Source organism: Pseudomonas sp. TWRC1-2, from assembly GCF_049896685.1.
Lineage (GTDB): Bacteria > Pseudomonadota > Gammaproteobacteria > Pseudomonadales > Pseudomonadaceae > Aquipseudomonas.
Map to the genome: position 1 here is coordinate 324,350 of NZ_JAFCUU010000006.1, position 24,679 is coordinate 349,028.

Genomic DNA, 24,679 nt, shown 5'->3' on the forward strand with positions numbered 1-24,679 from the left:
GCGATGGAACTCTACACTTACTACCGCTCCACTTCGTCATACCGCGTGCGTATCGCCCTGGCGCTCAAGGGGCTGGACGTCACCGCGGTGCCGGTCAACTTGCTGGTACCGCCGGGCGGTGCCAATCGCCAGCCGGACTACCTGGCGATCAACCCGCAGGGCCGCGTGCCGGCGTTGCGTACGGACGAAGGCGATCTGTTGATTCAGTCGCCGGCAATCATCGAGTACCTGGAGGAGCGTTATCCACAGGCGCCGCTGCTTTCCAAAGACCTGGCCACGCGCGCCCATGAGCGCGCAGTGGCGTCCATCATCGGCTGCGATATTCACCCGCTGCACAACTCCAGTACCCAGAACCTGTTGCGCAAGTGGGGGCACGATGAGGCGCAATTGCTGGAGTGGATCGGGCATTGGATCAGCCAGGGCCTGGGCGCGGTGGAGCAGCTGATTGGCGATAAAGGCTTTTGCTTTGGCGAACAGCCGGGGATGGCGGATGCGTTTCTGATTCCGCAGTTGTATGCCGCGGAGCGTTTCAAAGTGCCATTGGGCGCTTATCCGCGCATAGGACGCGTGGCGGCATTAGCGGCGCAGCATCCGGCATTTGTGCAGGCGCACCCGGCTAACCAACCCGACACCCCGGACACACCCTAAATCAATGTGGGAGCGGGCTTGCCCGCGATAGCGCAGTGTCAGCCAGTGATGGCGCACATGACAGGCCGTCATAGCAGGCAAGCCAGCGCCCACGGTTGATCAGCGTCACCCTTATAAAAATAATAGGTACCTTGCGATGCACAATCAGATTGCCAGCTTTCGTGCGGCACTCGACGCCCGTCCGGTGTCGCGCTATCAGTGGTTGATCCTCGTGTTGCTGGCGTTGCTGCTGGTCACCGATGGCTACGATGCCCAGGTGCTGGGCTATGTGGTGCCGGCATTGGCCAAGGATTGGGGCCTGGAAAAAGCCGCGTTCGGCCCGGTGTTCAGCGCCAACCTGCTGGGCCTGACGCTCGGCTCGCTGTTGGTGACGCCATTGGCGGACCGCTTCGGCGTGCGCCGCATCCTGCTCGGCTGTGTGCTGATCTACGCCAGTCTCACGGTGCTGATGGTGTTTGCCAATTCCCTGACCACGTTGATGGCCGCGCGGTTTATCTGCGGCATCGGCATGGGCGGCGCGATGCCGAGTGCCATGGCGCTGATGTCGGACTATTCGCCCCCGCGTATGCGCACCTTGATGGTGACGCTGGCCGCGTGTGGCTTTTCGTTTGGCGGCGCAGCCGGTGGTTTTGTCGCCGCCGGTTTTATCGAAGGCTACGGCTGGCAGGCGGTGTTCCTGGCGGGCGGCGTGACGCCGTTGCTGCTGTTTCCTTTCCTGGTGTGGCTGTTGCCGGAATCCCTGCCGCGCCTGTTACGCGATGCACCGCCGTATGCGCGCTTGCGTACAGTCACCGCGCGCATGCTGCCGGGGTGGCAACCGCCGCTGGCGAGTGAAGCGCAGAACCTTCAGGAGCAGGGCAGCAAACTGACGGTGGTGGAGCTGTTTCGCAACGGCTACGCGCGCCCGACCGTGCTGATCTGGGCAACCTTTTTCGTCAGCCTGATCCTGCTGTATTTCATGATCAGTTGGCTGCCGTCGTTGCTGCTGGAAAGCGGCCTGCAATTGAAGGAAGCCAATCTGGTGACCTCGATGTTCCTGTTTGCCGGCACCTTGGGCGCCATCGGCATGGCCTGGTTTGCCGATCGCTTGAAAAGCAAAGTGCGGCTGTTGTCCGGCGTGTTGGCCGCTGCTGCGGTGTGCACCATCCTGCTCGGCCTGAATCACGATAACCCGCGTTATCTGGTGGCCTGTGTGTTTGCGGCCGGGTTCTGCATCATCGGTGGGCAACTGACCCTCAATGCTTTCGCCAGTAATTTCTACCCGGCACACGTGCGCGCCACGGGCACCGGCTGGGCTTTGGGCGTGGGGCGATTCGGGTCAATTCTGGGGCCGCTGTTTGGCAGCATGCTGTTGGCCATGCATATTCCGGTGCAGCAGATTTTCTTCTTCTGCGCGATTCCGGCGGTGATTGCGGCGTTGTTGATCATTCAGGTGCGTTCGCCTGGATCAGCTGCGGCGAAGGGGCCACTCCACAGCGATATTCTCAAAGCACCGGCCAAGCACTGATCTTGTTGGCTTGGCAGACTTTGTAGCGAGCTGGCGTGTTGTGCCGAGCGGGCTTGCCCCGCGTTGGGCTGCGAAGCGGCCCCAAAAACCTACCACTGCGGTTTGTCTGGAGAGATGCGGTGACTGTATTGGGGATTGGGGATTGGGGCTGCTGCGCAGCCCAACGCGGGGCAAGCCCGCTCGCCACGACAGACCATATAACCCGCAATCGCTAGTTCAATGCACCACTGAATTGGGCGGCAAGTGCCCCAGTCGCTCGGTCAGGCGCAGGCGCTGGATCGGGTCTTCGCTGAGCAACAACGCGTGCTCCAGGTCGAAGCGTTCGGCGCTGGGGCAATCCAGGCGCTGGTACAGGCTGGCCCGGGCCAGGTAATCGGCGACACTGGCATTGCCCAATTCCAGCACGCGCTCGGCGTCGATCAACGCGGCCAGCGGGTTGTCGTTGGAGAGATGCAGTTGGCGCAGGTTGCGTGACAACCGTTGCAGGATCGAGCGCGGCTCGGCGGTGAGCAAGTGGTCGGCCTGTAACTTGAGATTCGGGCCGTACTGGCGGTGCAGCAACTCACGGCAATCATTGGGGTACAGACGCCGCCCGCCGCATGGGTCCAGCAGGTGATCGGCACCGGGCACGCGCAGCAGGAAATGCCCCGGAAAATTCACACCGACCATCGGAATGTCCAGGCGCCGGGCCATCTCCAGCGCGATCAAGCCCATCGCCAACGGTTGCCCGCGTTTACGCTGCAGCACCTTGTCGAGAAGGGCCGCGGCGGGGCGCAGTGGGGTGAAGTCATCCTGAGCGAAGCCCAGGTCATTCATGCGCCGCAGCAGCGGCTGGCCGAGTTCATCCGCCGGCAACAGGGGCATGCCCACGCTGACCTGTTGTTGCAGCAGGGTCAGCGCTTGCAGGATCAGCAACGGCTGTACGGCCGGGTCGTGTTCGGCAGCAATCCACAGCGCGGCTTCAAACAGCGCTGGGGGTGAACGGTCCAGGCAGGCGAAAAAGGCTGTGCGGGGATTCATTGCGTTCTCCGGCGGATGCCCCCGTTTTAGCCTTGCTGCGAATTTTCGTCCAGTGACTTAAGAAATATCCGGCCTGCTTATGTCGCGGGATCTGTGAATTGGGTCGGCTTATTCCAGCGCACTTCGGCAGTTTCCTACCGTCAGCCTATACTTGGGCCTCTACCAGAAGTGATCCGGGAGCTTGACGATGTTTGCTCTCATGCACAGCACCCGCCTTGAATCGCTGCACCTGAGCGTCGATCCGGTGACCGGGCTGAAGGCGATCATAGCCATTCACAACAGCCGCCTGGGCCCTGCCTTGGGCGGTTGTCGCTACCTGTCTTACCCCGACGATGAAAGTGCCGTGGCCGATGCCGCGCGCCTGGCCCAAGGCATGAGCTACAAGGCCGCCCTGGCCGGTTTGCCGGTGGGCGGCGGCACGGCAGTCATCATCCGGCCCGTACACGTGGAAAGCCGCGCAGCGTTGTTCGAAGCGTTTGGCCGTTGCATCGAAAAGCTCGACGGCCGCTTTATCACCTCCATCGACAGCGGCACTTCGGTGGCGGACATGGATTGCATCGCCCAGCACACCCGCTTCGTCACCAGCACCACTGCCGCGGGCGACCCGGCGCCGCATGCGGCCATGGGCGTGTTCACCGGCATCCGCGCCGCCGCCATGGCCCGGCTGGGCAGTGACAACCTGGAAGGTTTGCGCGTGGCCGTCCAGGGCCTGGGCAATGTCGGTTACGCCCTGGCCGAGCAACTGCACGCGGCCGGCGCCGAACTGCTGGTCAGCGATATCGATAACGGCAAGGTGCAACTGGCGATGGAGCAGCTCGGTGCGCACCCCATCGCCAATGACGCCTTGCTCAGCACGCCGTGCGACATTCTCGCGCCTTGCGGCGTCGGCGCCGTGTTCAATCGACACAGTGTTGGCCAGCTTCGCTGCGCCGCCGTGGCGGGTTCGGCCAGCGCGCAGCTGACCACCCTGGACATCGCCGACCAGTTGGAAGGGCGCGGCATCCTTTACGCGCCGGACTACGTGATCAATTCCGGCGGCCTGATCTATGTTGCCCTCAAACATAGCGGCGCCGAGTTGCCGGGCATCACTGCGCACCTGGCGAACATCGGCACGCGCCTGACGGAAATCTTCGCCCACGCCCAAGCCGAGAAACGCTCGCCTGCCCGGGTGGCAGATGAGCTGGCCGAACGCTTGCTGTACCCATAATCGGGCATTAAAAAGGCCCTGAATCAATGATTCAGGGCCTGTTCAATTCGGGCTTTATTCTGCCGTTGGGTTCAGCAACTCGGACAATGCGTCCGGTTGGCTCTTGAACGCCTTGGCAAATACATCGCGGTTCTTCGCCATGTAGATCCCAGCTTCTTCCACCTGCTGCTCGCTCAGGGACGGCACGGCTTTTTGCAACACTTCTGCCAGCAACTCAGCGAGTTCAAGCATTTTGTCATGACGGTCAGCTTCGGCTTTATCCATGAACAAACGCTCCAGATCTCGGCTGCTGCGGTATACCACTTCGACGGCCATTCACCACCTCACATGCCTTCACGATAGTTGTCTTTTGCGACTACTGTATTTATATACAGCGAAAAGGGTAAGCCAAACCACGGGGTTTGGGTAGCAGTTTTTTAATGTAGTCGGGAAATAGGCATTGAGCACTGCAGGAAGGCGCACGGATTTGAGGTTAGCGACTTACCTGTGACGACCTTGTGCCTCATATCACGCGGCCACCATCTCAACTTCCAGTGTCTGGCCTTTTTTCTGCATGCAGAACAACCGTCACGTCCAACCCGCATTATCCGGTCGAGCCGACCTAAGGAAGCATCATCGTGAAAATCAACTGGGCCGAAAAACTGCGCCAGAACGTCCATGGGCTGGCTGAGTCGCTGGGTAATTTGTTTGTCGAGACATTCCACTACCTGGCGCTGTTCGCCATTGGTGCGGTGACCGCCTGGGCGGCGGTGATGGAATTTCTGGGGATGCTGGAAACCGGGCACATCAAGATCGATGACATTTTGCTGCTGTTCATCTACCTGGAATTGGGTGCGATGGTCGGGATTTATTTCAAGACCAACCACATGCCGGTGCGCTTTCTGATCTACGTGGCAATCACCGCGCTGACGCGCCTGCTGATCTCCAACGTCTCCCACCACAACCCGCCGGACATCGGCATCATCTACCTGTGCGGAGGCATTCTGCTGTTGGCGTTCTCGATCCTGGTGGTGCGCTACGCCTCGTCGGCATTTCCTTCGGTGAAGGTTGAAGGCCCGCGTCGCAAAGGCGAGGCGAGCCTGGAAACCGAGAAGGGCGAGCTTTAAAGCCCGACGCTGAAGGGCAGGGCGCGAGCGGGCGGTTGCTGCAGCACTTTATGGTCGCCGTCCGTCATCACCGTCAGAATCTCCATGGCACTGTGGCCCTGCTCGATGGCGATGCCGAACTGAATGCTTTGCACCAGCCGTTTGAGCCGTTGCGGGTCGTTGCGCTGTTCGGCGCTGATCATGCGTTTGGCGACCACGCCATCCTCGTTCGAGAGGGTGAGCATGATGCTGCCATCCAGCCGTTGGATGCTCAGGTTGACGCGGTATTTGGGCGTAAAGGTGTCGGTGATGATCTGAAAAGGATTGTCCATGGTGCGTTACCGCCTGATAAGAACATGCAGTCATTGACGACCGGCGTCTGGATTAGTTCGCGTTGCCTGACTACCGGCCACTCCGTCGCTGAGGTTTTCACAAGGTCCGTTTTCCTCAAGAGCTGTACAGCAAGGGGCGTGCCGTACAGCGATCTTCGCGCCAGTGAAGTCTGAATGTGCGAGCGGGCTTGCTCGCGAAAGCGGTGTATCAGCCAATAGATACTCGGCTGAAAGACTGCATTCGCGGGCAAGCCCGCTCCCACATTTGTTTTGTGCTGTGCTTGAGGTCAGTGGGCTATTTCAGGGCAATACCGAGAAAACGATCGCAGACAGCGCAATCAGACCGATCACCGCCACAAACACATTCGACAGCTGGCCCGAATACTGACGCAGAGACGGCACGCGTCGGATCGCGTACATCGGCATCAGGAACAGCAGGCACGCGATGATTGGCCCGCCCAGGGTTTCGATCATGCCCAAAATGCTTGGGTTGAACGTGGCCACGGCCCAGCAGGTGAGCACCATGAACAGCGCGGTGCAGCGTTCCAGCCCTTTGGACGACATCGCGCGGTTACGCCCACGCAGGGATTTGACGATCAAGCCCTGGAAACCTTCGCTGGCACCGATGTAATGGCCCAGGAAAGATTTGGTAATAGCCACCAACGCGATCAACGGCGCGGCGTAGGCGATTACCGGGGTCTGGAAGTGGTTGGCCAGGTACGACAGGATCGAAATGTTCTGCGCCTTGGCAGCCGCCAAGTCAGCCGGCGACAGGGCCAGCACGCAGCTGAAGCAGAAGAACATTACGGTCAGCACCATCATGCCGTGCGCAGTGGCGAGGATGCCGCTGCTCTTGCGCTCGGCCTGGGCGCCGTACACGCGCTTTTGGTCGACGGCGAACGCGGAGATGATCGGCGAGTGGTTGAAGGAAAACACCATCACCGGGATTGCCAGCCACAGCGTTTTGAAGAAAACCGGCAGCGGCATGCCTTCGCTGGCGGAGGCGAAGAACGCGCCGTTCCAGTTGGGGATCAGGCTCACGGCCAGCAACAGCAGGGCAGCGACGAAGGGGTACACCAGCACGCTCATGGCCTTGACGATCACGCCTTGGCCGCAGCGCACAATGGCCATCAGGCCGAGGATCAGCACCAGCGAGAGGATCGCCCGAGGCGGCGGGGCCATGTGCAGTTGGTGTTCCATGAAGCTGCTCAGCGTGTTGGTCAGCGCCACGCTGTACACCAGCAAAATCGGGAAGATGGCGAAGAAGTACAGCAAGGTGATCAGCTTGCCGGCACCGACGCCGAAGTGTTCTTCGACTACGTCAGTGATGTCGCCGGATTTGCCTGACAGCACAAAGCGCGTCAGTCCACGGTGAGCGAAGAAGGTCATCGGAAAAGCCAGCAGCGCCAGCACGATCAGCGGCCAGAAGCCGCCGACGCCCGCATTTATCGGCAGAAACAAGGTGCCCGCGCCGATGGCCGTACCGTAGAGGCCCAGCATCCAGGTGGTGTCGTGTTTGGTCCAGCCGGTGGTCACGGTTTTTTCTGAAACAGGGTTTTCAGCAGCAGGTGTACGTACATCGGTCATCGATATTGCCTCGTTATTATTTTTGCGCGGGCTCACGTTCAGGACGGGTTGCAGTGCTCCGGTCAGCACTCCACCCAGCTGACCGCCAGGCCGCCCCGTGAAGTTTCTTTGTATTTGTCATGCATGTCGGCGCCGGTGTCGCGCATGGTGCGGATCACCCGGTCGAGGGAAATGAAGTGTTTGCCGTCACCGCGCAGGGCCATTTGCGTGGCGTTGATCGCCTTGACCGCGGCGATGGCATTGCGCTCGATGCACGGCACTTGCACCAGGCCGCCGACCGGGTCGCAGGTCAGGCCGAGATTGTGTTCCAGGCCGATTTCGGCGGCGTTTTCCAACTGCTCCGGGGTGGCACCGAGGATATCGGCCAGGCCTGCAGCGGCCATTGCGCAGGCGGAACCCACTTCACCCTGGCAGCCGACTTCGGCGCCGGAGATCGAGGCGTTTTTCTTGCAGAGGATGCCGACGGCGGCGGCAGCCAGGAAGAAATTGACTACATCGTCATCAGAAGCGTCAGCGTTGAACTTCATGTAGTAATGCAGCACCGCCGGGATGATCCCCGCCGCGCCATTGGTTGGCGCAGTGACCATGCGCCCGCCGGCAGCGTTTTCTTCGTTGACGGCGAGGGCAAACAGGTTGACCCATTCCATCGCCGACAATGTTGAGGTGATGACATTCGGCTTGCCGATTTCCAGCAGGCTGCGGTGCAATTTCGCCGCGCGGCGTGGCACGTCCAGGCCACCTGGCAAGATGCCTTCATCGCGCAGGCCTTGCTCCACGCATTCGCGCATGACCGACCAGATGTGCAGCAGGCCGCTGCGGATGTCTTCATCGCTGCGCCACGCGCGTTCGTTGGCCATCATCAGCTCGGAAACCCGCAGACCGTGCTTGTTGCACAAGGCCAGCAGTTCAACGGCGCTGGAAAAGTCGTAGGGCAGTTCAACATTGCTGGTCGGCGCAATGCCGGAAGCGGCTTCGGCCGCTTCGATGATGAAACCACCGCCGACCGAGTAATAGGTCTGTTCGCTCAGTAGGCCGTTGTCGCCATAGGCGTGCAGGGACATGGCATTGGGGTGGTAGGGCAGGCTTTCGTCCAGCAGCAGGAGGTCGGTGTGCCAGTTGAAGGCAATTTCCTGCGTGCCTGCGAGCAGCAGTTGGCCGCTTTCGCGCAACTGTTGGATACGCGCGTTGATCGACGTCGGGTCGACCTTGTCCGGCCATTCGCCCATCAGGCCCATTACGCAGGCGCGGTCCGTGGCGTGGCCGACGCCGGTGGCGGACAGCGAACCATACAGGCGCACCTCGACACGGCGCGTTTCGCTCAGCAATTGTTGGTCGGTGAGGGTCTGGGCAAAGGTCGCCGCCGCCCGCATCGGGCCCACCGTATGGGAGCTGGAAGGGCCGATGCCCACCTTGAATAGATCGAAAACGCTGATAGCCATGCTAAAGCCTTACAAGTAATGGAGTAGGAATCGCTGCCATGTTTTGTAGGACGAGCGGAATTGGCGCGATACTGAGCCCCTGGAACGGCACTGACCAACGAATTATCCTAAGACACCCTTTAGCAGGACTAAACCCTATGACCCGGCCCCTTCATGGCCAGACTTACGTCTGGCTGCACGTTTTTTCCTGTGCCGCGCGGCATTTGTCGTTCACCCGCTGCGCCGAAGAACTGCACATCACGCCGGGGGCGGTGAGTCAGCAAATCCGCCAGCTGGAGGAGCGTTTGGGTTTTCGCCTGTTTCATCGACGCGCGCGCGGCGTAGAACTGAGCGCCGAGGGGCAGCGGCTGGCGGCGACGGTGGGCGAGGCCTACGGCAGCATCGATGCCGAGTTGCAGCGGCTGGACGCGGGAATGATCAGCGGCACCTTGCGCTTGCGCTCCATTCCGTCGTTTCTCGGTAAGTGGCTGACCCCGCGTTTGCCGCGTCTGCAGCAACGGTTTCCGGATATTCAGCTGCGCTTGGTCGCGGAAGACAGCAGCGTCGCCCTGCATGAGGGCGATTTCGACTTGGCCATCGACTTGAACGACGGCAGCTATCCCGGGCTGTTATCCACAGCCTTGCTCGATGAGCAGATTTTCCCGGTGTGCGCACCCAGCTTGTTGCGCGGGCGTCCGCCGTTGCATGGCCCGGCCGACCTGGTGCATTTTCCGCTGTTGCACGACATCACCGCCTGGCGTGGGAGTTATGAATACGCTGAGTGGGAGTTTTACCTGAATGCCATCGGCTACCACCACGCCGACGTACGGCGCGGGCACACCTTCAACCGCAATCACTTGACCATCGAGGCCGCCATTGCCGGCATGGGCGTGGCGATTGCGCGGCGCACCTTGCTCAACGACGAGCTGGAGCGTGGCACCTTGATCGTGCCGTTCGGCCTCGCGGTGCCGAACCACAAACGCTACGTGCTGCTGTATGCGCCGGGCGCGCTGAGCCATCCGGGCGTACGCGCGGTGCATGACTGGCTGGTGGAAGAAGCGGGGATTTTTCGCGGATTGCACCCGTTGGGAGAGGGGCAATTGTAAGGTTGGCTAAGCGTAAGAAGATGTAACTAACTCCCCACCCTAACAGCGTTTTTGCTCGTCGTCAGGCTTAATTCGTAATATAGAATTTATCTTTGCAAAGGGGTTGAATTGTTCTTCTGAGTGCTCAATTGTGTAAACAAGAGGTCATGGTTTCACCACCCCGGTGTTGCAGTTTGTGACCTCCTGCGAGCTAGCTGAAATAAGGGAAGAACTATGCAAATCCAAGTCAATAGCGATAACCATATTGAAAGCAGCATCCGACTGGAGGAGTGGGTACGTACCACCATTGAGAGCACGCTCGAACGTTACGAAGAAGACCTGACCCGCGTCGAGGTCTACCTCAAAGACGAAAATGGCGACAAGCCCGGTCCCCACGATTTGAGTTGCCGCCTGGAAGCACGGCCAAAGGGCCATCAACCACTGTCGGTATTGCACAAGGCCGACACCCTGGAACAGGCAATCGATGGCGCAGCCACCAAGCTTGAGCACGCGCTGGAGCATCTGTACGGAAAATTACGCGGCAAACCACGCGCCGCCGGGCAAGCTCTGCCTGATACCAAGGCCGATGAGGCCGAACTCGAAGAGGAATTTCTGGAAAACGAACAGGCTGCGCTTAACGGCTGATAGCTGAGTGTTTTTTCAATCCAATCAAACGGGCCTGCATCTGCAGGCCCGTTTTCGTTTAGCTGCCGCGTCGAAAGAAATACCTGCTCAACAGCGCCAACCCACAAGCACCAAAGCCGGCAAAAAGCATCGCCCAACCGGCGCCATGGCGCAGGGCCGCCTGGGCATCTGCGGGTGCGAGCATCGGCGTGTCCAACTTGCCTGCGGCGATGTTCTGGCTGATCGCGGGCCAATCCAGGACCGTGGTATCGGGCAACAGGCCAGAGAGGTGATGACCGATGCCGAGCAACAGCACCAGGCCCATCAGCGCGATGTTAAGTGCCAGCGTGATCAGTCGCGCGCTCAGGTCAATGCCCGAGGCCATGCCCGCGCGGTCGGCCGAGACGGAGCCGGTGGTGGTGTTGGTGGTTGGTGAGTTGGTCAGTGCCAGCCCCACGCCTGCCGTCACGCAGCTGAAAAGCACGAGTACGACGCTCGGATGTTCGGCTCCATTGGCCGCCGCCATACCCATAAAGCCTGCACCCATCAGGCCCAGGCCCAATGGAATGATGCGGTCGGCGCCATAGCGCAGGGCCAGGCGTTCAGCCAGCGGCGGCACCAGCAAGGTGGGCAAGGTGTAGGCGAGCAGGGCGCCGCCGGTGGTCATGGTGTCGTAGCCCAGCCCCGCCTGGAAGTAGAGCGGCAGGTAGATCATGAACGGCCAGAAGCTGAAGTTCATGCCAATCGAACCCATCAAGGCGCCGTTGAAGCGCTGAATACGAAACACCGAGAAATCGAACATCGGGTGAGCGCTGCGGCGCTCGACAGCGATGAACAGCAGCAGCGCCATCAGCGACAAGCCCGCCCAGCCCAGCATGGCCGCTGAGCCGAAGCCGTGCTCGCTGCCCTGAGTGATGAAGTAGACCAGGGCGAACACCGACAGTGTCAGGGTCAGCATGCCCGCGATATCCAGACGATGGCCGGCCGGGTCGCGCGACTCCTGCACGCTGATGCGCAGCAGTACCAAGGTCAACAAGGTCAGCGGCGCATGGACCAGGAACACCCAGCGCCAGTCCGCGACTGCCAGAATCAACGCTCCCACCATCGGCCCGAAGCCAAGGCCCACGCCCGCGATCACGCCCCAAATCGCGAAGGCACGCGCCCGCGTCGTTGGTTCACGGAACTGGTGCGAAAGAATCGCGAACTGGCAGATCATCATCGCGCCCGCGCCCACGCCCTGAACAAAACGCGCTGCGATCAGCGTAGGCGCATCGTTCGCCAGGCCACATGCCAGCGAGGCCAAGCCAAACAGCCATAAGCACAGCACCAGTATGCGCCGCCGGCCAAAGCGATCAGCCAGTGTGCCGGCTGCCATCAACACGCTGGTACAGGCCAGGGTGTAAGCATTCATGATCCACTGGGCATCCTGAAAACCTGTGCCCAGTTGCTGTTCCAGGGTCGGGAGGATGACCGGCACGCTGGAGATTTCCAGGCCGAACATCAGGGCGACGAGGCAGACGGCGGTGAGGGCAAGGCTATCTCTGGCGGTGCGCGGAGCGCTGACGGCCGATACAGCGGCGGCGGGCGGCATGGGGGTGTTCCTTGCGGTTGAATGGAAAGGCTATTCTCGCGGGAACAGATTTCCTTATTCGTGATAACTTTTCCTTTGATAAGGGAATCAAGAGCGACAATAAAATCATGACCACTCCGCGTTTTGATGGCGTTGAACTCTTTCTGCAAATCGTCGAAAGCGGCAACCTGACCGAGGCCGCCGAGCGGCTCAACCTCACGCGCTCTGCGGTGGGTAAAGGTTTGGCGCGACTGGAAGCTCGCCTGGGCACCTGCCTGTTGCAGCGCTCCACTCGCCGCCAGCGTCTGACCGAGGACGGGCAGGCGTACTACGAGCATTGCTTGCGCGCACTGGCCGAGTTGGAGGCCGCCGAGTCGGTGTTGGAGAGTGGCCGGCAGCAGCCGCGCGGGCGGTTAAGGGCGAGCCTGCCGCTGGCGTTCGGTCACCACTACGCGGCGCCTGCTTTGTGGGGCTTGATGGACCGTTATCCGCAATTGGAGATCGAGATCTCCTTCTCTGACCGGCTGATAGACCTGGCACAGGAAGGCTTCGACGTGGCCGTGCGCATTGGCCCGCTGCCGGACACCGACCGCCTGAGCGCACGCCGTTTGGGCGAGCAGTCCGTGGGGTTGGCCGCGTCACCTGCGTACGTGCAACGTGTCGGGCCAATTGAGTGTATTGATGACCTCGCCAGCCACCGAGGCATTGCCTACCGTTGCAACAATTCGTATCGCTCGGTGATGACCTCGCCTTTGGTGCTGGACGACCTCCAGGCCGTGGCCGATGCCGCCATTGCGGGCGTGGGCCTGGCGTGGTTGCCGAGCTGGTTGATTGCGCACTATGTGCTGCGCGGCCAACTGGAAGCGGTACTGCCGAGCTACCGCGACCAGCCTGCGCCGATCCATGTGATTTGGCCCACGGCCGCACACATGCCGGCCAAGACACGCTGCGCAATCGATGCCTTGGTCGCCGGCACCCCAAGTTGCCTGGCGGGTAGCTGACCCTGACCAACAAACCCGATCACCCTGTGGGAGCTGTCGAGTCCCAGCGAGGCTGCGAAAGCGGCAGGTCAGGCAACTTGGATAGCGCCTGTGCCGCCGCCTTCGCAGCCTCGCTGGGGCTCGACAGCTCCCACAGTTGATCTTCATAGCGGGTGAGATTTGTGCTCGTCGCGATGTTTTTGCGAGCTGTGATCTGACTGACAAACCCGATCCCTTGTAGGAGCTGTCGAGCTTTAGCGAGGCTGCGAAAGCGGTGGGTCAGGCACCTTGGATAGCGCCTGTGCCGCCGCCTTCGCAGCCTCGCTGGGGCTCGACAGCTCCCACAGTTGATCTCTATTGCGGGTGAGATTTGTGCTCGTCGCGATGCTTTTGCGAGCTGTGATCTGACCGAAAAAGCCGATCCCCTGTGGTAGCTGTCGAGCTTTAGCGAGGCTGCGAAAGCGGTGGGTCAGGCACCTTGGATAGCGCCTGTGCCGCCGCCTTCGCAGCTTCGCCGGGGCTCGACAGCTCCCACAGTTGATCTCTATTGCGGGCGAGATTTGTACTTGTCGAGATGCTTTTGCGAGCCGCGATCTGACTGACAAACCCTATCCCCTGTAGGAGCTGTCGAGCTTTAGCGAGGCTGCGAAAGCGGCAGGTCAGGCACCTTGGATAGCGCCTGTGCCGCCGCCTTCGCAGCCTCGCCGGGGCTCGACAGCTCCCACAGTTGATCTCTATTGCGGGTGAGATTTGTGCTCGTCGCGATGCTTTTGCGAGCTGTGATCTGACCGACAAAGCCGATCCCCTGTGGGAGCTGTCGAGCTTTAGCGAGGCTGCGAAAGCGGCAGGGCAGGCAACTTGGACAGCGCCTGTGCCGCCGCCTTCGCAGCCTCGCTGGGGCTCGACAGCTCCCACAGTTGATCTCTATTGCGGGTGAGATTTGTACTCGTCGCGATGCTTTTGCGAACCGTGATCTGACTGACAAACCCTATCCCCTGTGGGAGCTGTCGAGCTTTAGCGAGGCTGCGAAAGCGGTGGGCCAGGGACCTTGGATAGCGCCTGTGCCGCCGCCTTCGCAGCCTCGCCGGGGCTCGACAGCTCCCACAGGGGGGTTGCGTCGTTTGTAAGACTTCAGGTCTTGGCTGGAGCTTTTATGACTCAGGCAATCAGAACGCGATGGACGTCTGCACATACACCGTGCGCGGCTCACCGATGTATTTGCCTTTGTTGTTATCGTCGAACGAGCGGGTGTAGTACTGCTTGTTGAGGATATTTTTCACACCGACTGCCACGTTCAAATCCGACAGTTGTGGGCCGAAGTCATACGCCGCGCGGCTGCTGAACAGCATGTAGCCTGGGATGCGTCCGGTACTGCCGTCGGCACTTTCCGCCTGGGTGTTGGCGTTGTCGGCGAACTGGCTGCTCTGGTAGCTGCTGTCCAGGTTGAGCTTCCAGCGGCCTTCGGTGTAACCGACGCCCACGGTGCCTTTGTGCTTGGAGGAGAAGGGCACGCGATTACCCTTGTTCGGGCCGTCTTCGCGGATGGTCGCGTCGACGTAGGCGTAGGTGGCGTACACATCAAAACCGGCCAGCGCCGGGCTCAGCCCGTCGAGGGCGTAGTTGAGGCTCGACTCGATGCCTTGATGGCGCGTTTCGCCGCGGGCGATCACCGAATCGTTGGTCTGGTTGCTGTCGTACTGGTTGTCGAAGTTGATCAGGAACGCGCCGATTTCCGCACGCAAGGTGCCGTTGTCATACCGCGTGCCGAGTTCCCAGGTGCGGGCTTTTTCCGGCTTCACTTCGCCGCTGGTCACGCGGTTGGGCATCTGGCTGTACTGCACGCTGCCGAACGAGCCTTCGGTGTTGGCGTAAAGATTCCAGTCTTCGGTCAGGTGGTAAAGCACGTTCAACGCCGGCAGCGCGGTGTTGTAGTCGCCCTTGTATTTGACGTTGGTCAGGTTGTTGGTCTGCTGGGACTCGATCATCTCGTAGCGGATGCCTGGGGTGATGGTCCACTTGCCGATATCGATGCGGTCATCGACGAAAAACGCGTTGGCCTCGGTGGCGCCACGCGTGTCGCGGTCGTTGCGGCTGTTGGTGTCGGGCAGTTGCTGGTTGGCGCTGATCGGCGTGCGGTAGCGCAACTCGTGCCCGGCTTCGTTGATGTAGCGGTAGCCGACGCCCACTTCGTGGCTGGTGGGGCCAAGGTCGAAGCCCTGGGCGAAGCGGGTTTCGAGGCCGCGTACCCAATACTCGCGCGGCGACAGCGAAAGGAAGTTGCCCTGATCCAGGTAGCCATTACGCAACGTGGTGGTGAAGAAGGTGTTGGCGGTGAATTCGCGGCGGTCTTCCTGGTAGCGATAACCGGCGTTGAACATCGTACGGCGACCCCAGAATTTGTCGTAGGGGCGGGTGGACTGATACGGATCAGCCTTGTAGTCCTTGACGTTCAAGCCACCGGGCATATCGGCCTGGCCTTCGTAGTACTGCGCCATGGCGTTGAAGCTGTTGGCGTCGTCCAACTGGTATTTGCCTTTGAGGATCAAGTCGTCAATGCGCGTGTTGCTGTTTTCGCGCCAGTCGCCGCCACGGGTGCCGGAATACAAAATGGCGCCGCCCAGGCCGTTATCGGCCGTGCCGCCCGCCAGCAGGTTGCCGGTGGTCTTGAAGCCATCATGGCTGGAGGACGGGCTGGTCTCGGTCTGCAAGCCGCCTTTGACGGTGGGGGCGTCCGGGATTGCGCGGGTCACGAAGTTGACGATGCCACCGACGTTTTGCGGCCCGTAACGCACCGCGCCGCCGCCGCGTACCACGTCCACGGCGTCCATGTTGCCCATGCTGATCGGGGCGAAGGACAGCTGCGGTTGGCCATACGGCGCGAAGGGCACCGGGATGCCATCCATCAAGACGGTGGAGCGCGAGGCGAGGCGGGGGTTGAGCCCACGAATGCCGAAGTTCAGCGCCATGTCGTGGCTGCCGGTGCCGTTGTTTTCCGGGGCGTTGACGCCGGGAATGCGGTTGAGCACGTCACGCGCCTGGGTCGCGCCCTGGCGCTCGAACTCTTCGCGGCGGATCACATCACGCGCGCCGGGGTGTTCGAACACGTTGGTTTGCGCCGCATCGCCGAGCCAGTCGCCCACCACGTTGGAGGTTTGTAATTCAAGGGTGGCAGGGGCGCTGGCCGGTTGCAGGCTGTAGGCGTTTTCGCCCTCGGCGCGGGCTTGCAGGCCGGTGCCTTCCAGGAGTTTTCGCAGGCCTTCATCGGCACTGTAATTGCCCGACAACCCACGGCTCTGCCTGCCGGCTGTGACCTCGGAGCCGAAGGAAATCAACACGCCAGCCTCACGACCGAATTGATTCAGCGCGGCTTCCAGGGTCGCTGGGGCGATGTGGTACGGCTTGGCATCGGCGGCCATTACAGAGGGCAGCGCGGTAAGACTCAGGCTGGCGCCCAGTAGGAATTGGCGCAAGGTGCGGGCAAGAAGCGTCGGTTGCTGGGGCATGAAGGGCGGTCCTGAGAAGGTAGGATCAAGGTGGCTTTCCTTCTCTGTCACGCGAGGTGTGGAAAACGGCTCATGTTTTTTAAAAATAATTTACGCGCGTGCCTCAACGGTCACCCAGTAGCGGGTAAAACGCCGTACTTTCACCGGCAGGCTGACTTCCAACAGGTCGAGAATGCGTTCGCTGTCGTCCAGCGGGTAGCTGCCGGACAGCAGCAGGTTGGCCACTTGCGGGTCGCAATTGACCTGGCCTCGGCGATAGCGGCCCAACTCGGCGAGGAAATCGCCCAGGCGCATGTGCGCGGCCACCAGCATGCCGTCGGCCCAGGCGCCGCTGTTGGCGTCGGTTGGGCGCGGGGTGTCCCAACCTTTGCGGGTGAAATTGACTTGGCGCGAGGCCTCGACAGTCAGCGGCAGGCCGCTGTAGTGGTTGGGCATTACCTCGACATGGCCATCGAAAACTGCCAGTTGCGTATGGTCGTTGAACTGACGCACGTTCAGCCGCGCCGCCTGGCTGCTGAGCAGGCCTTGGCCGGTCAGCACGTGCAGCGGCGTATCGCCGGGGCGGGCGGTCAGCAAGATCTCGCCTTCGAGCAAGCGGACCAAGCGTTGGCTGCCGTCAAAGTGCACGTCCACAGCGCTGCCGGTGTTGAGCTGCAACTGGCTGCCATCGGCCAGCTGCACCTTGCGTCGTTGGCCGACGGGGCTGCGGTAGTCGGCGCTCAGCGGCGGCAGAATATGTTGCTGGCGCAGGCTCCAGGCCGCGGCCGAACCGGCGCCGAGAATCAGCAGCAGCTTGAGGGCCTGGCGCCGGCTGCTGGATTTGGGCGCGTTCAAGGCGGCGTGCGCCAAGGGCGAGGGCATGCCGCGCAGGCGTTGGTTGACGCGCTGGATATGGTCCCACGCGCGCTGATGTTCGCTGTGGGCGTCCAGCCATTGCTGCCAGGCCGCTTGCTGGCGCGGGTTGAGTGCGCCTTGCTGCATTTCCATCAGCCAGTGCACGGCTTGTTCGGCGACTTGCGTGGAAAAGTTCATAGGGCGAAGTAGCAGCGCATGGCGGCTTTATTCAAGTGGCGTTTGACGGTGGCGATGGAGATACCCAGCTCGGCGCCGATTTGCGCGTAGGTCAGGCCGTCGAGCTGGGCCAGCAGGAAGGCGCGTTTGACCTGAACGGGCAGGCCGTCGAGCAGTTGGTCGAGCTCCAGCAAGGTCTGCAGGATGATTGCGCGTTCTTCTTCCGACGGCGCCAGGTGTTCGGGCATTTGCGCCAGTGCGTCGAGGTAGGCGCGCTCCAGGTCCTGACGACGGTAGAAGTTGAACAGCACGCGCTTGGCCACGGTGGTGAGGAACGCGCGGGGTTCGATCAGCGTTGGCGCTTCCCGCGCGGTGAGCACACGGATGAAGGTGTCCTGGGCCAGGTCGGCCGCGCTCTCCGGGCAGCCGAGCTTGCGTCGCAACCAGCCGGTGAGCCAGTGGTGATGGTCGTTGTACAGAACTTCAACGGTGGTGGACGGCTGCAACGCGATCACTCCATAAGCATCGGCATGCTTTAGAGAACAAGAATTGTTCGCATTGTAGGGCGCGTGACGGGGTTCGGCAATCCGCCAGGACCGGTGATTCATCCGTTCTCTTTTGCTTATGAGAATATTTATCATTAATATTGCGCGCTGATGACCCTGGCGCCTCCCGTATGAAAAGCAAACCCTCACTCCCCGTTGCCTATCGCCTCGCCGTAACCTCGCGCGTGCTGGCTGCCGTGGTCGGCGGTTACCTGATGGCGTCCCTGGCGGCCGTCTGCCTGGCGTTGTGGATGCCCGTGTCCCGGGCCGACGCGGTGATCACCGGGATGATGAGTTCGTTTGTGTTCTACCTGTTGGCGGTAATCTGGTGCTTTGCCTGCCGCACGGCAGGGCGAGCCTGGTTTGGCGTGATGCTGCCGAGTGCGATGTTTGCCACGCTGGCGGGCATCGGTTTGTGGATGACGCGCACATGAAAGAGGGCTTTCGCCAGGCGATGGCCTGGTTGCACACCTGGGCTGGACTGATCTTTGGCTGGCTGCTGTTTGCGATTTTCCTGACAGGGACCTTGTCCTATTTCAAGGACGAAATCACCCACTGGATGCAGCCCGAAGTGCAGGCTTATCCATTGGATGACGCGCGTAGCCTCGCCGCCGCCCAAACCTATCTGCAGCAACAGGCGCCCAACGCCGCGCGCTGGTTTATCACCCTGCCGGACAGCCGCGATCCCGGCCTGTCGGTGATGTGGCAAGACAAAGTCGACCCCGGCAAACGCGGCAACTTCATCCAGAAAGTCCTCGATCCCGTCACCCGCCAGCCCGTGCAGGCGCGTGAAAGCATGGGCGGCGAGTTCTTCTATCGCTTCCACTTTCAGCTGCAGATGCCTTACCCGTGGGGGCGCTGGCTGTCGACCATCGCCGCGATGGTGATGTTTGTGGCACTGATCACCGGCATCATCACCCACAAGAAAATCTTCAAGGACTTCTTCACCTTCCGCCCACGCAAAGGCCAGCGCTCCTGGCTCGACGGGCATAACGCGGTGGGCGTGCTGGTGCTGCCGTTTCACTTGATGATCACCTACAGCAGTCTGGTGATCTTCATGAGCATGGTGATGCCCGCGCCGATCGTGGCTTCCTACGGCGACGACAGCCGTGCGTTTTTCAATGAAGTGTTCCCCAATACCAATAACGCGCCGGCGCTCGGCCAGCCGGGTGCATTGCTGCCGTTAGGGCCGATGTACGAGCAAGCGCGCCAGCAATGGGCGGGTGGGCATGTTGGCCGTCTGGTGGTCAACAACCCTGGCGATGTGAACGCCTCGGTCAATGTGGTCCGCGCAGGTGCCGACCGCGTGGTGCACGATTTCGGCAGCAGTGTGTCGTTCAACGGCACCACCGGCGAGTTGTTTCGGGTCAGCGGTGAACAGTCGTTGCCGGCGGCGATTGGCGGCAGTTTCTACGGCTTGCACATGGGCCATTTCGCCGGCCCGGTGCTGCGGTGGTTGTACTTTATCTGCGGCCTGGCGGGCACGGCGATGATCGGCACGGGCCTTGTGATTTGGCTCGGCAAGCGTCAGCTCAAGCACGCCAAAACCGCTGTGATGCCGTTTGAATTGCGGCTGGTTGAAGTGCTGAACATGGCCAGTATGGCCGGGCTGATGATCGCCATCGCGGCGTTTTTCTGGGCCAACCGGTTGTTGCCGGTGAGCTTCGCCGAGCGGTCCGACTGGGAAGTGCAGGCCTTCTTCATTGCCTGGGGCCTGAGCCTGTTGCATGCCGTGCTGCGTCGAGGCCGCCAGGGCTGGGTTGAGCAACTGAGCCTCGGCGCCTTGCTGTTTGTGGCCATTCCACTGCTCAACGCATTGACTACCTCGCAGCACTTGGGTGTGTCACTGGCCAGCGGTGATTGGGCCATGGCCGGTTTTGATCTGACGTGCCTGGCCAGCGGCCTGTTCCTGACCTGGGCGGCCTGGAAGATGCAGCGCCGCGCGGCGCCGCAGCCCAAGTCCGAACGCGCACGTGGACTGACGCTCAAGCAGGAGGCGAACTGAATGCTGCTCGCCCTGTTGATGTGCTACGCCGGGTTTACCGCGCTGTGCCTGTCCACCGACCGCCATCACGGTGAACTGCTGCACAGCAAACCCTCACCACCGCGACGCCTCACATTGCGTGTGGCCGGTTGGCTGCTGCTGGTGCTGTCGATATGGCCGGCCGTGGCGGCCTCGAATTGGGCGCAGGGGTTGGTGGAGTGGTGCGCCGTATTGATGCTCAGCGCACTGCTGCTGGTGTTGCTGTTGCCGTATCGGCCAAGGCTGGCCTTGATTCTGGCAGGCATCGGCCTGCTGGCCAGCCCTGTTGCGGCGTTCGCCTTACTCTGAGCTTCCCATGATGATCAGCACCCCACCCGAATCCCAGGACAGCCAGCACACCGATGCGGCCGGTGGGCGTGCGCATTTCCTGCAGGTGTTTTTGTCGCAGCGCTCGCAGATGGAAGCGCTGGTCAGCCGACGCGTAGGCTGCCGGGCGACGGCGGCCGACCTGGTGCAGGACCTGTTCCTGCGCTTCTGGCGCCGGCCGCTGGTGCAGGTCGAAGAACTCAGCACCTACTTGTTGCGCTGCGCCGGCAACATCGCCATTGATCACTTGCGCAGCGAAGGCGCCCGGGTGCGCAGCAGTGAGGGCTGGTTGCCGGAGCAGCAAGACAACCAGGGTTCCGAGCCCCAGGCGGCGTTTGAAGCGGGCAATGACCTGCGCCATGTCGAAGCCGCCCTGCGCAGCCTGCCGGAGCGCACTCGGCAGATTTTCCTGCTCAACCGCATCCACGGCCGCAAATATGCGCAAATTGCCCAGGCCATGGGGCTGTCCCAAAGTGCCGTGGAAAAACATATGATGCGTGCCCTCGAAGCCTGCAAAGCCAGCCTTCGCGAACCCTCGTCCCCACGCACGCCAGGGAAAGCACCGTGAACGTCACCCCCACGCCCGCCCAGGAGCAGGCCGCACTCGAATGGTTGAGCTTGTTGCATGACCAGCCCAGCAGCGGTGACCAGGCCACGTTCAGCCGTTGGTTGCGTGCCGACCCCGCGCACGTCGAGGCCTATGCTCAGGCCCAGGTGTTGTGGGAATTGAGCGAGGTGCCGGCACGCAAACTGGCGGACGAAGACGCCTTGGCCTTGCAGGGCTACCTCAACGCGATGAACACCTCGAAGCGCTCGCGTGCGGTGCGCTGGTCCGGCGCCCTGGCCGTGGCCGCGTGCCTGCTGGTGATGGTGTCGATGGGCGCCGGCTGGCAGCCGTCGCGCTGGGTCGATGACTTCGGTGCTGATTACGTGACGGCGCCGGGGCAGGTGCAGACCGTGACCCTGGCCGATCAATCCCAAGTCACGCTGGATGCCGACAGCGCCATTGCCGTGGACTTCAGCCACGGCGAGCGCCACATTCAGTTGCGCCGCGGGGCGGGGTTTTTCAGCGTGACCCACACCGGCCAGCCCTTTGTGGTGGAGGCTGGCAGTGGCGAAGCGCGAGTGCTCGGCACGCAGTTTGAAGTGCGCCTGCAACCGGCCGGCGCTCAGGTGACGGTGCTGTCCGGCCGCGTGGGTGTCACGCCGTCACGCCAGGGCCAACAGCAAATTCTTACGGCAGGCCAGCAAGTGGCCTACGCCGACGGTGTGGCCGACACCCTGCACGCGGTCGACAGCGAATCACGTCTGGCATGGCGCGATGGCTGGCTCAACTACTACAAGGTGCCGTTGGCGGATGTGGTCAGGGACCTTGGCCGTTACTACCCGGGCCGGATCTTGCTGATCAACGACGAGATGGGCGCCAAGCGCGTCAGTGGCAGTTTCCCAAGCAAGGATCCCTTGGCAGTTTTGAGTGCCTTGCAGGCCGTTCTGGGTTTTGAACAACACGCTGTGCTGGGTCGCATGATTGTATTGCGCTAGACACGAATGCTTCGATCGTCACTTTCAGCGTGGCGATTCTTTCAAAAATTTCCCCTTGCCGGTTTTTTACATGGCGCTGTAGGCCAGGTATCCCGGTGCCTGTAGAGCGTTCATTTAACCTTCATCCCAATTGCCAAAACCTGTCACCAAACCGTTACACGGGCCAAGGATGATCCCCGGATTCCTGAGCAGGTGGTCAGGAAGATTGGCGTCGCCGTTCACCCGGTTTTGACAGCCAGTACCTCCCTCCATAACAACAGATAGATGCACGTAAGGGATCTACTCGTGAAGATCAACACACTCTCTGCCCTGCTTTTAGCATCGGGCCTAGGTAGCTTTGCGCCGCTGGTTTTGGCAGACACCACTCAGGATGTCGGTTCGGTGAATGTTGCCGGCAAACAAACCCTGGGCAACGGGCACATGATTCGCGAAGAAAGTGCCAAGGCGCGGTCGACGGTAACCAAGGAAGCCATGGACGAAATGTCCGCGACCGCCAACGCCATCGACAAGCTTAAATACACGCCGGGCATCAACGTATCCAGCGACGACGCCAGCGGCACCAGCGGCACCAACTTCACCATGCGGGGCATGAGTTCGGACCAGGTCGGGGTGTCTGTCGACGGCGTGCCGATCAACGACTCGGGCAACTACAGCGTGTATTCAAACCAGCTCGGCGACCCGGAAAACCTCGCCGAAGTGTTTGCCACCCAGGGCTCCTCCGAGGCGGACGGCCCGCACATCGGTTCCAGCGGCGGCAACATCGGCATGATCACGATTCGCCCGACCAAAGAGCCCGGGCTGTTCGCCAAACAGATCGTCGGTGCCAATGACCTGCGCAAGACGTTCGTGCGGGTGAACACGGGCGATTTTGGCGGCCTCAAGAGCTGGGTGTCGGCCTCTCACCTTGAGGGTGACAAGTGGCGCGGCAAAGGCACGCTGCGCAGTGACAAAGTCGAGTGGAGCAGCCTGTTTGAAGACGGCAACGGCAACTCCACCCTGGCCACGGTGAAATACAACAACCAGGAAAACTACAACTACAACACCCTGAGCAAGTCGCAGTTCGAGACCGAAGGGCGCCGCAAGGACTACTCGGAAACGCCGGTGTACAAGTCGGGTTTGCTGTCGTCGTCCTATAAGCTCAATCGCAACCCGTTCGAAAGCGTCAACGCCACGCTCACCCAGCGCTGGCAGTTGCAGGACAACCTGGCGCTGACGGTCACGCCCTATTACTACTGGGCCAACGGTGGCAGCTTCAGCGGCCAGACCGCATCGAACCTGGGGCCGAAGTCTGATAAAGCCGGCAACTACAACCTGAGCAACCTGCAATCGGCCAACTATTACCGGCCATCGTGGACCGAAACCTGGCGCCCTGGCGTCACCGCGAAAATGAAATGGGACATCAACGAAGAACACAGCCTGGACTATGGCTACTGGTATGAGCGCGCACGCCAGCGCCAGACCCAGCCGTTTATCGGCATCAACGGCGAAGGCGCGCCCGATGATGTGTGGGGCGATTACAACAGCGGCGGACAGGTCGTCGACAAGAACGGCGCGACTGTCCAGGGCCGCCACTACTACACCGTTACCCCGTCGCAGAAACTCTGGGTGCAGGACAGCTGGCAGGCCACGCCGGACCTGAGTTTTGTCGGCGGCGTGGCGTACCAATACGTCGAGCGTGACGGCAACAACCTCGGCAGCCTGTACGACAAGCCAGAAAAACGTAACACCCGTTATCACCAGTTCCTGCCGAGTTTCAGCGCCAAGTACCAGGTCGACGAAAGCAACCAGACCTTCTACAACGTCACCCGCAACATGCGCACGCCGCCCAACTATGTGCTGTACAACAAGGGCGACTCGGTCAGCCTGAAGTCTGAGTTGAGCTGGAACCAGGAGCTGGGCTGGCGCTACACCGAAGACGACATGGCGTTGAGCGCGACCCTGTTCTACATCAGCTTCAAGGATCGCCAGGTGTCGACCACCGATTCTGCCGGCGACTACATGGTGCTCAACGTCGGCAGCGTGGATAACAAGGGCCTGGAACTGGAGTGGAGCGGTTTGTTGCCGCATCACTTCAACTACTACGCCTCGTACACCTACACAAAGTCCGAGCAGCAAGACGATTTGCTCAGCAAGAATGTGCTGTTGCCGACGGCGGGCAAGCAACTGGCCAACGTGCCGGAAAACATGTTCAACCTGGTGTTCGGGTATGACGACGCGCGCTTCTACGGCAACATCGCGGGCAAGTACGTCGGCAGCTTCTATGGCGATTTGACCAACAAGGAAAAAATCGAAGGCCGCACGGTGTTCGACCTGAACGCTGGTATTTACTTGCCGGTGGACAAGAAAGTCATCAAGTCGGCAGCGTTGCGCTTCTCGATGCTTAACGTGTTCGACAAGCAATACCTGAGCTCGACCCGCACCGTGGCGTTCAACTCGGTACCGGTGAATGGCCTGGCGCCGAGTACGGCGTATTACAACGTGGGGGAAGAGCGCACGGCGATGGTGTCGCTGGAAGCCAACTTCTAACTAAGGCTGGCGCAGAGCAAAATGTGGGAGCGGGCTTGCTCGCGAAGGCGGTGGATCAGTCAATGCCTGTAGCAACTGACACTGCGCTTTCGCGAGCAAGCCCGCTCCCACATTAGTTCTGCAGTGTTTTGCAGATTAG

General features: G+C 61.2%; 22 protein-coding genes. 13 read left to right on the top strand and 9 right to left on the bottom strand.

Going from position 1 to position 24,679, the window contains the following annotated elements; translation table 11 throughout:
- The first annotated feature begins 3 nt into the window (after positions 1 to 3).
- Positions 4 to 648, top strand: coding sequence for a maleylacetoacetate isomerase (maiA, locus tag ACP7B3_RS19380; RefSeq protein ID WP_145161330.1), 645 nt, complete (start codon positions 4 to 6; stop codon positions 646 to 648).
- Between the two features lie 136 nt (positions 649 to 784).
- Entirely contained in the window at positions 785 to 2,155 is a 1,371-nt protein-coding gene (locus tag ACP7B3_RS19385; protein ID WP_426180269.1) for an MFS transporter, read from the top strand.
- Positions 2,156 to 2,371: 216 nt separating this feature from the next.
- Here the strand turns inward: ACP7B3_RS19385 and ACP7B3_RS19390 are convergent, their stop codons facing one another.
- Positions 2,372 to 3,175, bottom strand: coding sequence for a SirB1 family protein (locus ACP7B3_RS19390; RefSeq protein ID WP_426180270.1), 804 nt, complete (start codon positions 3,173 to 3,175; stop codon positions 2,372 to 2,374).
- 187 nt (positions 3,176 to 3,362) lie between these two features.
- Here ACP7B3_RS19390 and ACP7B3_RS19395 point away from each other — a divergent pair, with 187 nt between their 5' ends.
- Positions 3,363 to 4,382, top strand: coding sequence for a Glu/Leu/Phe/Val dehydrogenase family protein (locus ACP7B3_RS19395; protein WP_145161336.1), 1,020 nt, complete (start codon positions 3,363 to 3,365; stop codon positions 4,380 to 4,382).
- 54 nt (positions 4,383 to 4,436) lie between these two features.
- Here the strand turns inward: ACP7B3_RS19395 and ACP7B3_RS19400 are convergent, their stop codons facing one another.
- A complete protein-coding gene (locus tag ACP7B3_RS19400; protein ID WP_016974596.1) occupies positions 4,437 to 4,697 on the bottom strand; it encodes a YebG family protein in 261 nt (86 codons plus the stop codon).
- 302 nt (positions 4,698 to 4,999) lie between these two features.
- Between ACP7B3_RS19400 and ACP7B3_RS19405 the strand changes: the two genes are divergently transcribed.
- Positions 5,000 to 5,488, top strand: coding sequence for a phosphate-starvation-inducible protein PsiE (locus ACP7B3_RS19405; protein ID WP_106579492.1), 489 nt, complete (start codon positions 5,000 to 5,002; stop codon positions 5,486 to 5,488).
- Here ACP7B3_RS19405 and ACP7B3_RS19410 read toward each other — a convergent pair.
- The 3 genes from ACP7B3_RS19410 to ACP7B3_RS19420 form a co-directional block, all read right to left on the bottom strand.
- Complete coding sequence (locus ACP7B3_RS19410; protein WP_242194545.1) at positions 5,485 to 5,799, bottom strand: DUF3509 domain-containing protein; 315 nt, start codon at positions 5,797 to 5,799, stop codon at positions 5,485 to 5,487. The genes ACP7B3_RS19405 and ACP7B3_RS19410 overlap by 4 nt on opposite strands.
- 300 nt (positions 5,800 to 6,099) lie before the next feature.
- Entirely contained in the window at positions 6,100 to 7,386 is a 1,287-nt protein-coding gene (locus ACP7B3_RS19415; RefSeq protein WP_426180273.1) for a serine/threonine transporter, read from the bottom strand.
- Positions 7,387 to 7,448: 62 nt separating this feature from the next.
- The gene (locus tag ACP7B3_RS19420) at positions 7,449 to 8,825 is read right to left on the bottom strand and encodes an L-serine ammonia-lyase (protein WP_145161343.1); all 1,377 of its coding nucleotides are present in this window, start codon (positions 8,823 to 8,825) and stop codon (positions 7,449 to 7,451) included.
- Between the two features lie 137 nt (positions 8,826 to 8,962).
- On the opposite strand from ACP7B3_RS19420, the gene ACP7B3_RS19425 reads away from it, so the two are divergent.
- Together ACP7B3_RS19425 and ACP7B3_RS19430 are read left to right on the top strand one after the other, a co-directional pair.
- On the top strand, positions 8,963 to 9,910 hold the full coding sequence (locus ACP7B3_RS19425) for a LysR substrate-binding domain-containing protein (protein ID WP_145161345.1): 948 nt from the start codon (positions 8,963 to 8,965) through the stop codon (positions 9,908 to 9,910).
- Between the two features lie 213 nt (positions 9,911 to 10,123).
- Positions 10,124 to 10,534, top strand: coding sequence for an HPF/RaiA family ribosome-associated protein (locus ACP7B3_RS19430; protein ID WP_106579487.1), 411 nt, complete (start codon positions 10,124 to 10,126; stop codon positions 10,532 to 10,534).
- A gap of 58 nt (positions 10,535 to 10,592) precedes the next feature.
- On the opposite strand, the gene ACP7B3_RS19435 is transcribed toward ACP7B3_RS19430, so the two are convergent.
- A complete protein-coding gene (locus ACP7B3_RS19435; RefSeq protein ID WP_426180276.1) occupies positions 10,593 to 12,104 on the bottom strand; it encodes an MFS transporter in 1,512 nt (503 codons plus the stop codon).
- A 107-nt stretch (positions 12,105 to 12,211) separates the two neighbouring features.
- On the opposite strand from ACP7B3_RS19435, the gene ACP7B3_RS19440 reads away from it, so the two are divergent.
- Positions 12,212 to 13,084, top strand: a complete 873-nt coding sequence (locus ACP7B3_RS19440; RefSeq protein ID WP_426180278.1) for a LysR family transcriptional regulator — start codon at positions 12,212 to 12,214, stop codon at positions 13,082 to 13,084.
- 1,145 nt (positions 13,085 to 14,229) lie between these two features.
- On the opposite strand, the gene fecA is transcribed toward ACP7B3_RS19440, so the two are convergent.
- The 3 genes from fecA to ACP7B3_RS19455 form a co-directional block, all read right to left on the bottom strand.
- Positions 14,230 to 16,566 (bottom strand): TonB-dependent Fe(3+) dicitrate receptor FecA, encoded by a 2,337-nt coding sequence (fecA, locus tag ACP7B3_RS19445; RefSeq protein ID WP_426180280.1) that lies wholly within the window; start codon positions 16,564 to 16,566, stop codon positions 14,230 to 14,232.
- A gap of 90 nt (positions 16,567 to 16,656) precedes the next feature.
- A complete protein-coding gene (locus ACP7B3_RS19450; RefSeq protein WP_404487025.1) occupies positions 16,657 to 17,598 on the bottom strand; it encodes a FecR domain-containing protein in 942 nt (313 codons plus the stop codon).
- Positions 17,595 to 18,083, bottom strand: a complete 489-nt coding sequence (locus ACP7B3_RS19455; RefSeq protein ID WP_426180282.1) for a sigma-70 family RNA polymerase sigma factor — start codon at positions 18,081 to 18,083, stop codon at positions 17,595 to 17,597. Before ACP7B3_RS19455 ends, ACP7B3_RS19450 begins: the two co-directional genes overlap by 4 nt.
- Positions 18,084 to 18,253: 170 nt before the next feature.
- On the opposite strand from ACP7B3_RS19455, the gene ACP7B3_RS19460 reads away from it, so the two are divergent.
- From ACP7B3_RS19460 to ACP7B3_RS19485, 6 genes are all read left to right on the top strand, one after another.
- Positions 18,254 to 18,556 (top strand): DUF3649 domain-containing protein, encoded by a 303-nt coding sequence (locus ACP7B3_RS19460; RefSeq protein WP_145161357.1) that lies wholly within the window; start codon positions 18,254 to 18,256, stop codon positions 18,554 to 18,556.
- Positions 18,553 to 20,127 (top strand): PepSY-associated TM helix domain-containing protein, encoded by a 1,575-nt coding sequence (locus tag ACP7B3_RS19465; RefSeq protein ID WP_426180284.1) that lies wholly within the window; start codon positions 18,553 to 18,555, stop codon positions 20,125 to 20,127. Before ACP7B3_RS19460 ends, ACP7B3_RS19465 begins: the two co-directional genes overlap by 4 nt.
- Positions 20,128 to 20,454, top strand: a complete 327-nt coding sequence (locus tag ACP7B3_RS19470) for a DUF3325 domain-containing protein (protein ID WP_426180286.1) — start codon at positions 20,128 to 20,130, stop codon at positions 20,452 to 20,454. It begins immediately after the preceding gene.
- Between the two features lie 7 nt (positions 20,455 to 20,461).
- The gene (locus ACP7B3_RS19475) at positions 20,462 to 21,040 is read left to right on the top strand and encodes an RNA polymerase sigma factor (RefSeq protein ID WP_145161363.1); all 579 of its coding nucleotides are present in this window, start codon (positions 20,462 to 20,464) and stop codon (positions 21,038 to 21,040) included.
- Positions 21,037 to 22,014 carry a FecR family protein gene (locus ACP7B3_RS19480; RefSeq protein ID WP_426180288.1) on the top strand — a complete coding sequence of 326 codons (978 nt, stop codon included), beginning with the start codon at positions 21,037 to 21,039 and terminating at the stop codon, positions 22,012 to 22,014. Before ACP7B3_RS19475 ends, ACP7B3_RS19480 begins: the two co-directional genes overlap by 4 nt.
- Positions 22,015 to 22,299: 285 nt before the next feature.
- Entirely contained in the window at positions 22,300 to 24,540 is a 2,241-nt protein-coding gene (locus ACP7B3_RS19485) for a TonB-dependent receptor (RefSeq protein WP_426180290.1), read from the top strand.
- Positions 24,541 to 24,679 lie beyond the last annotated feature (139 nt).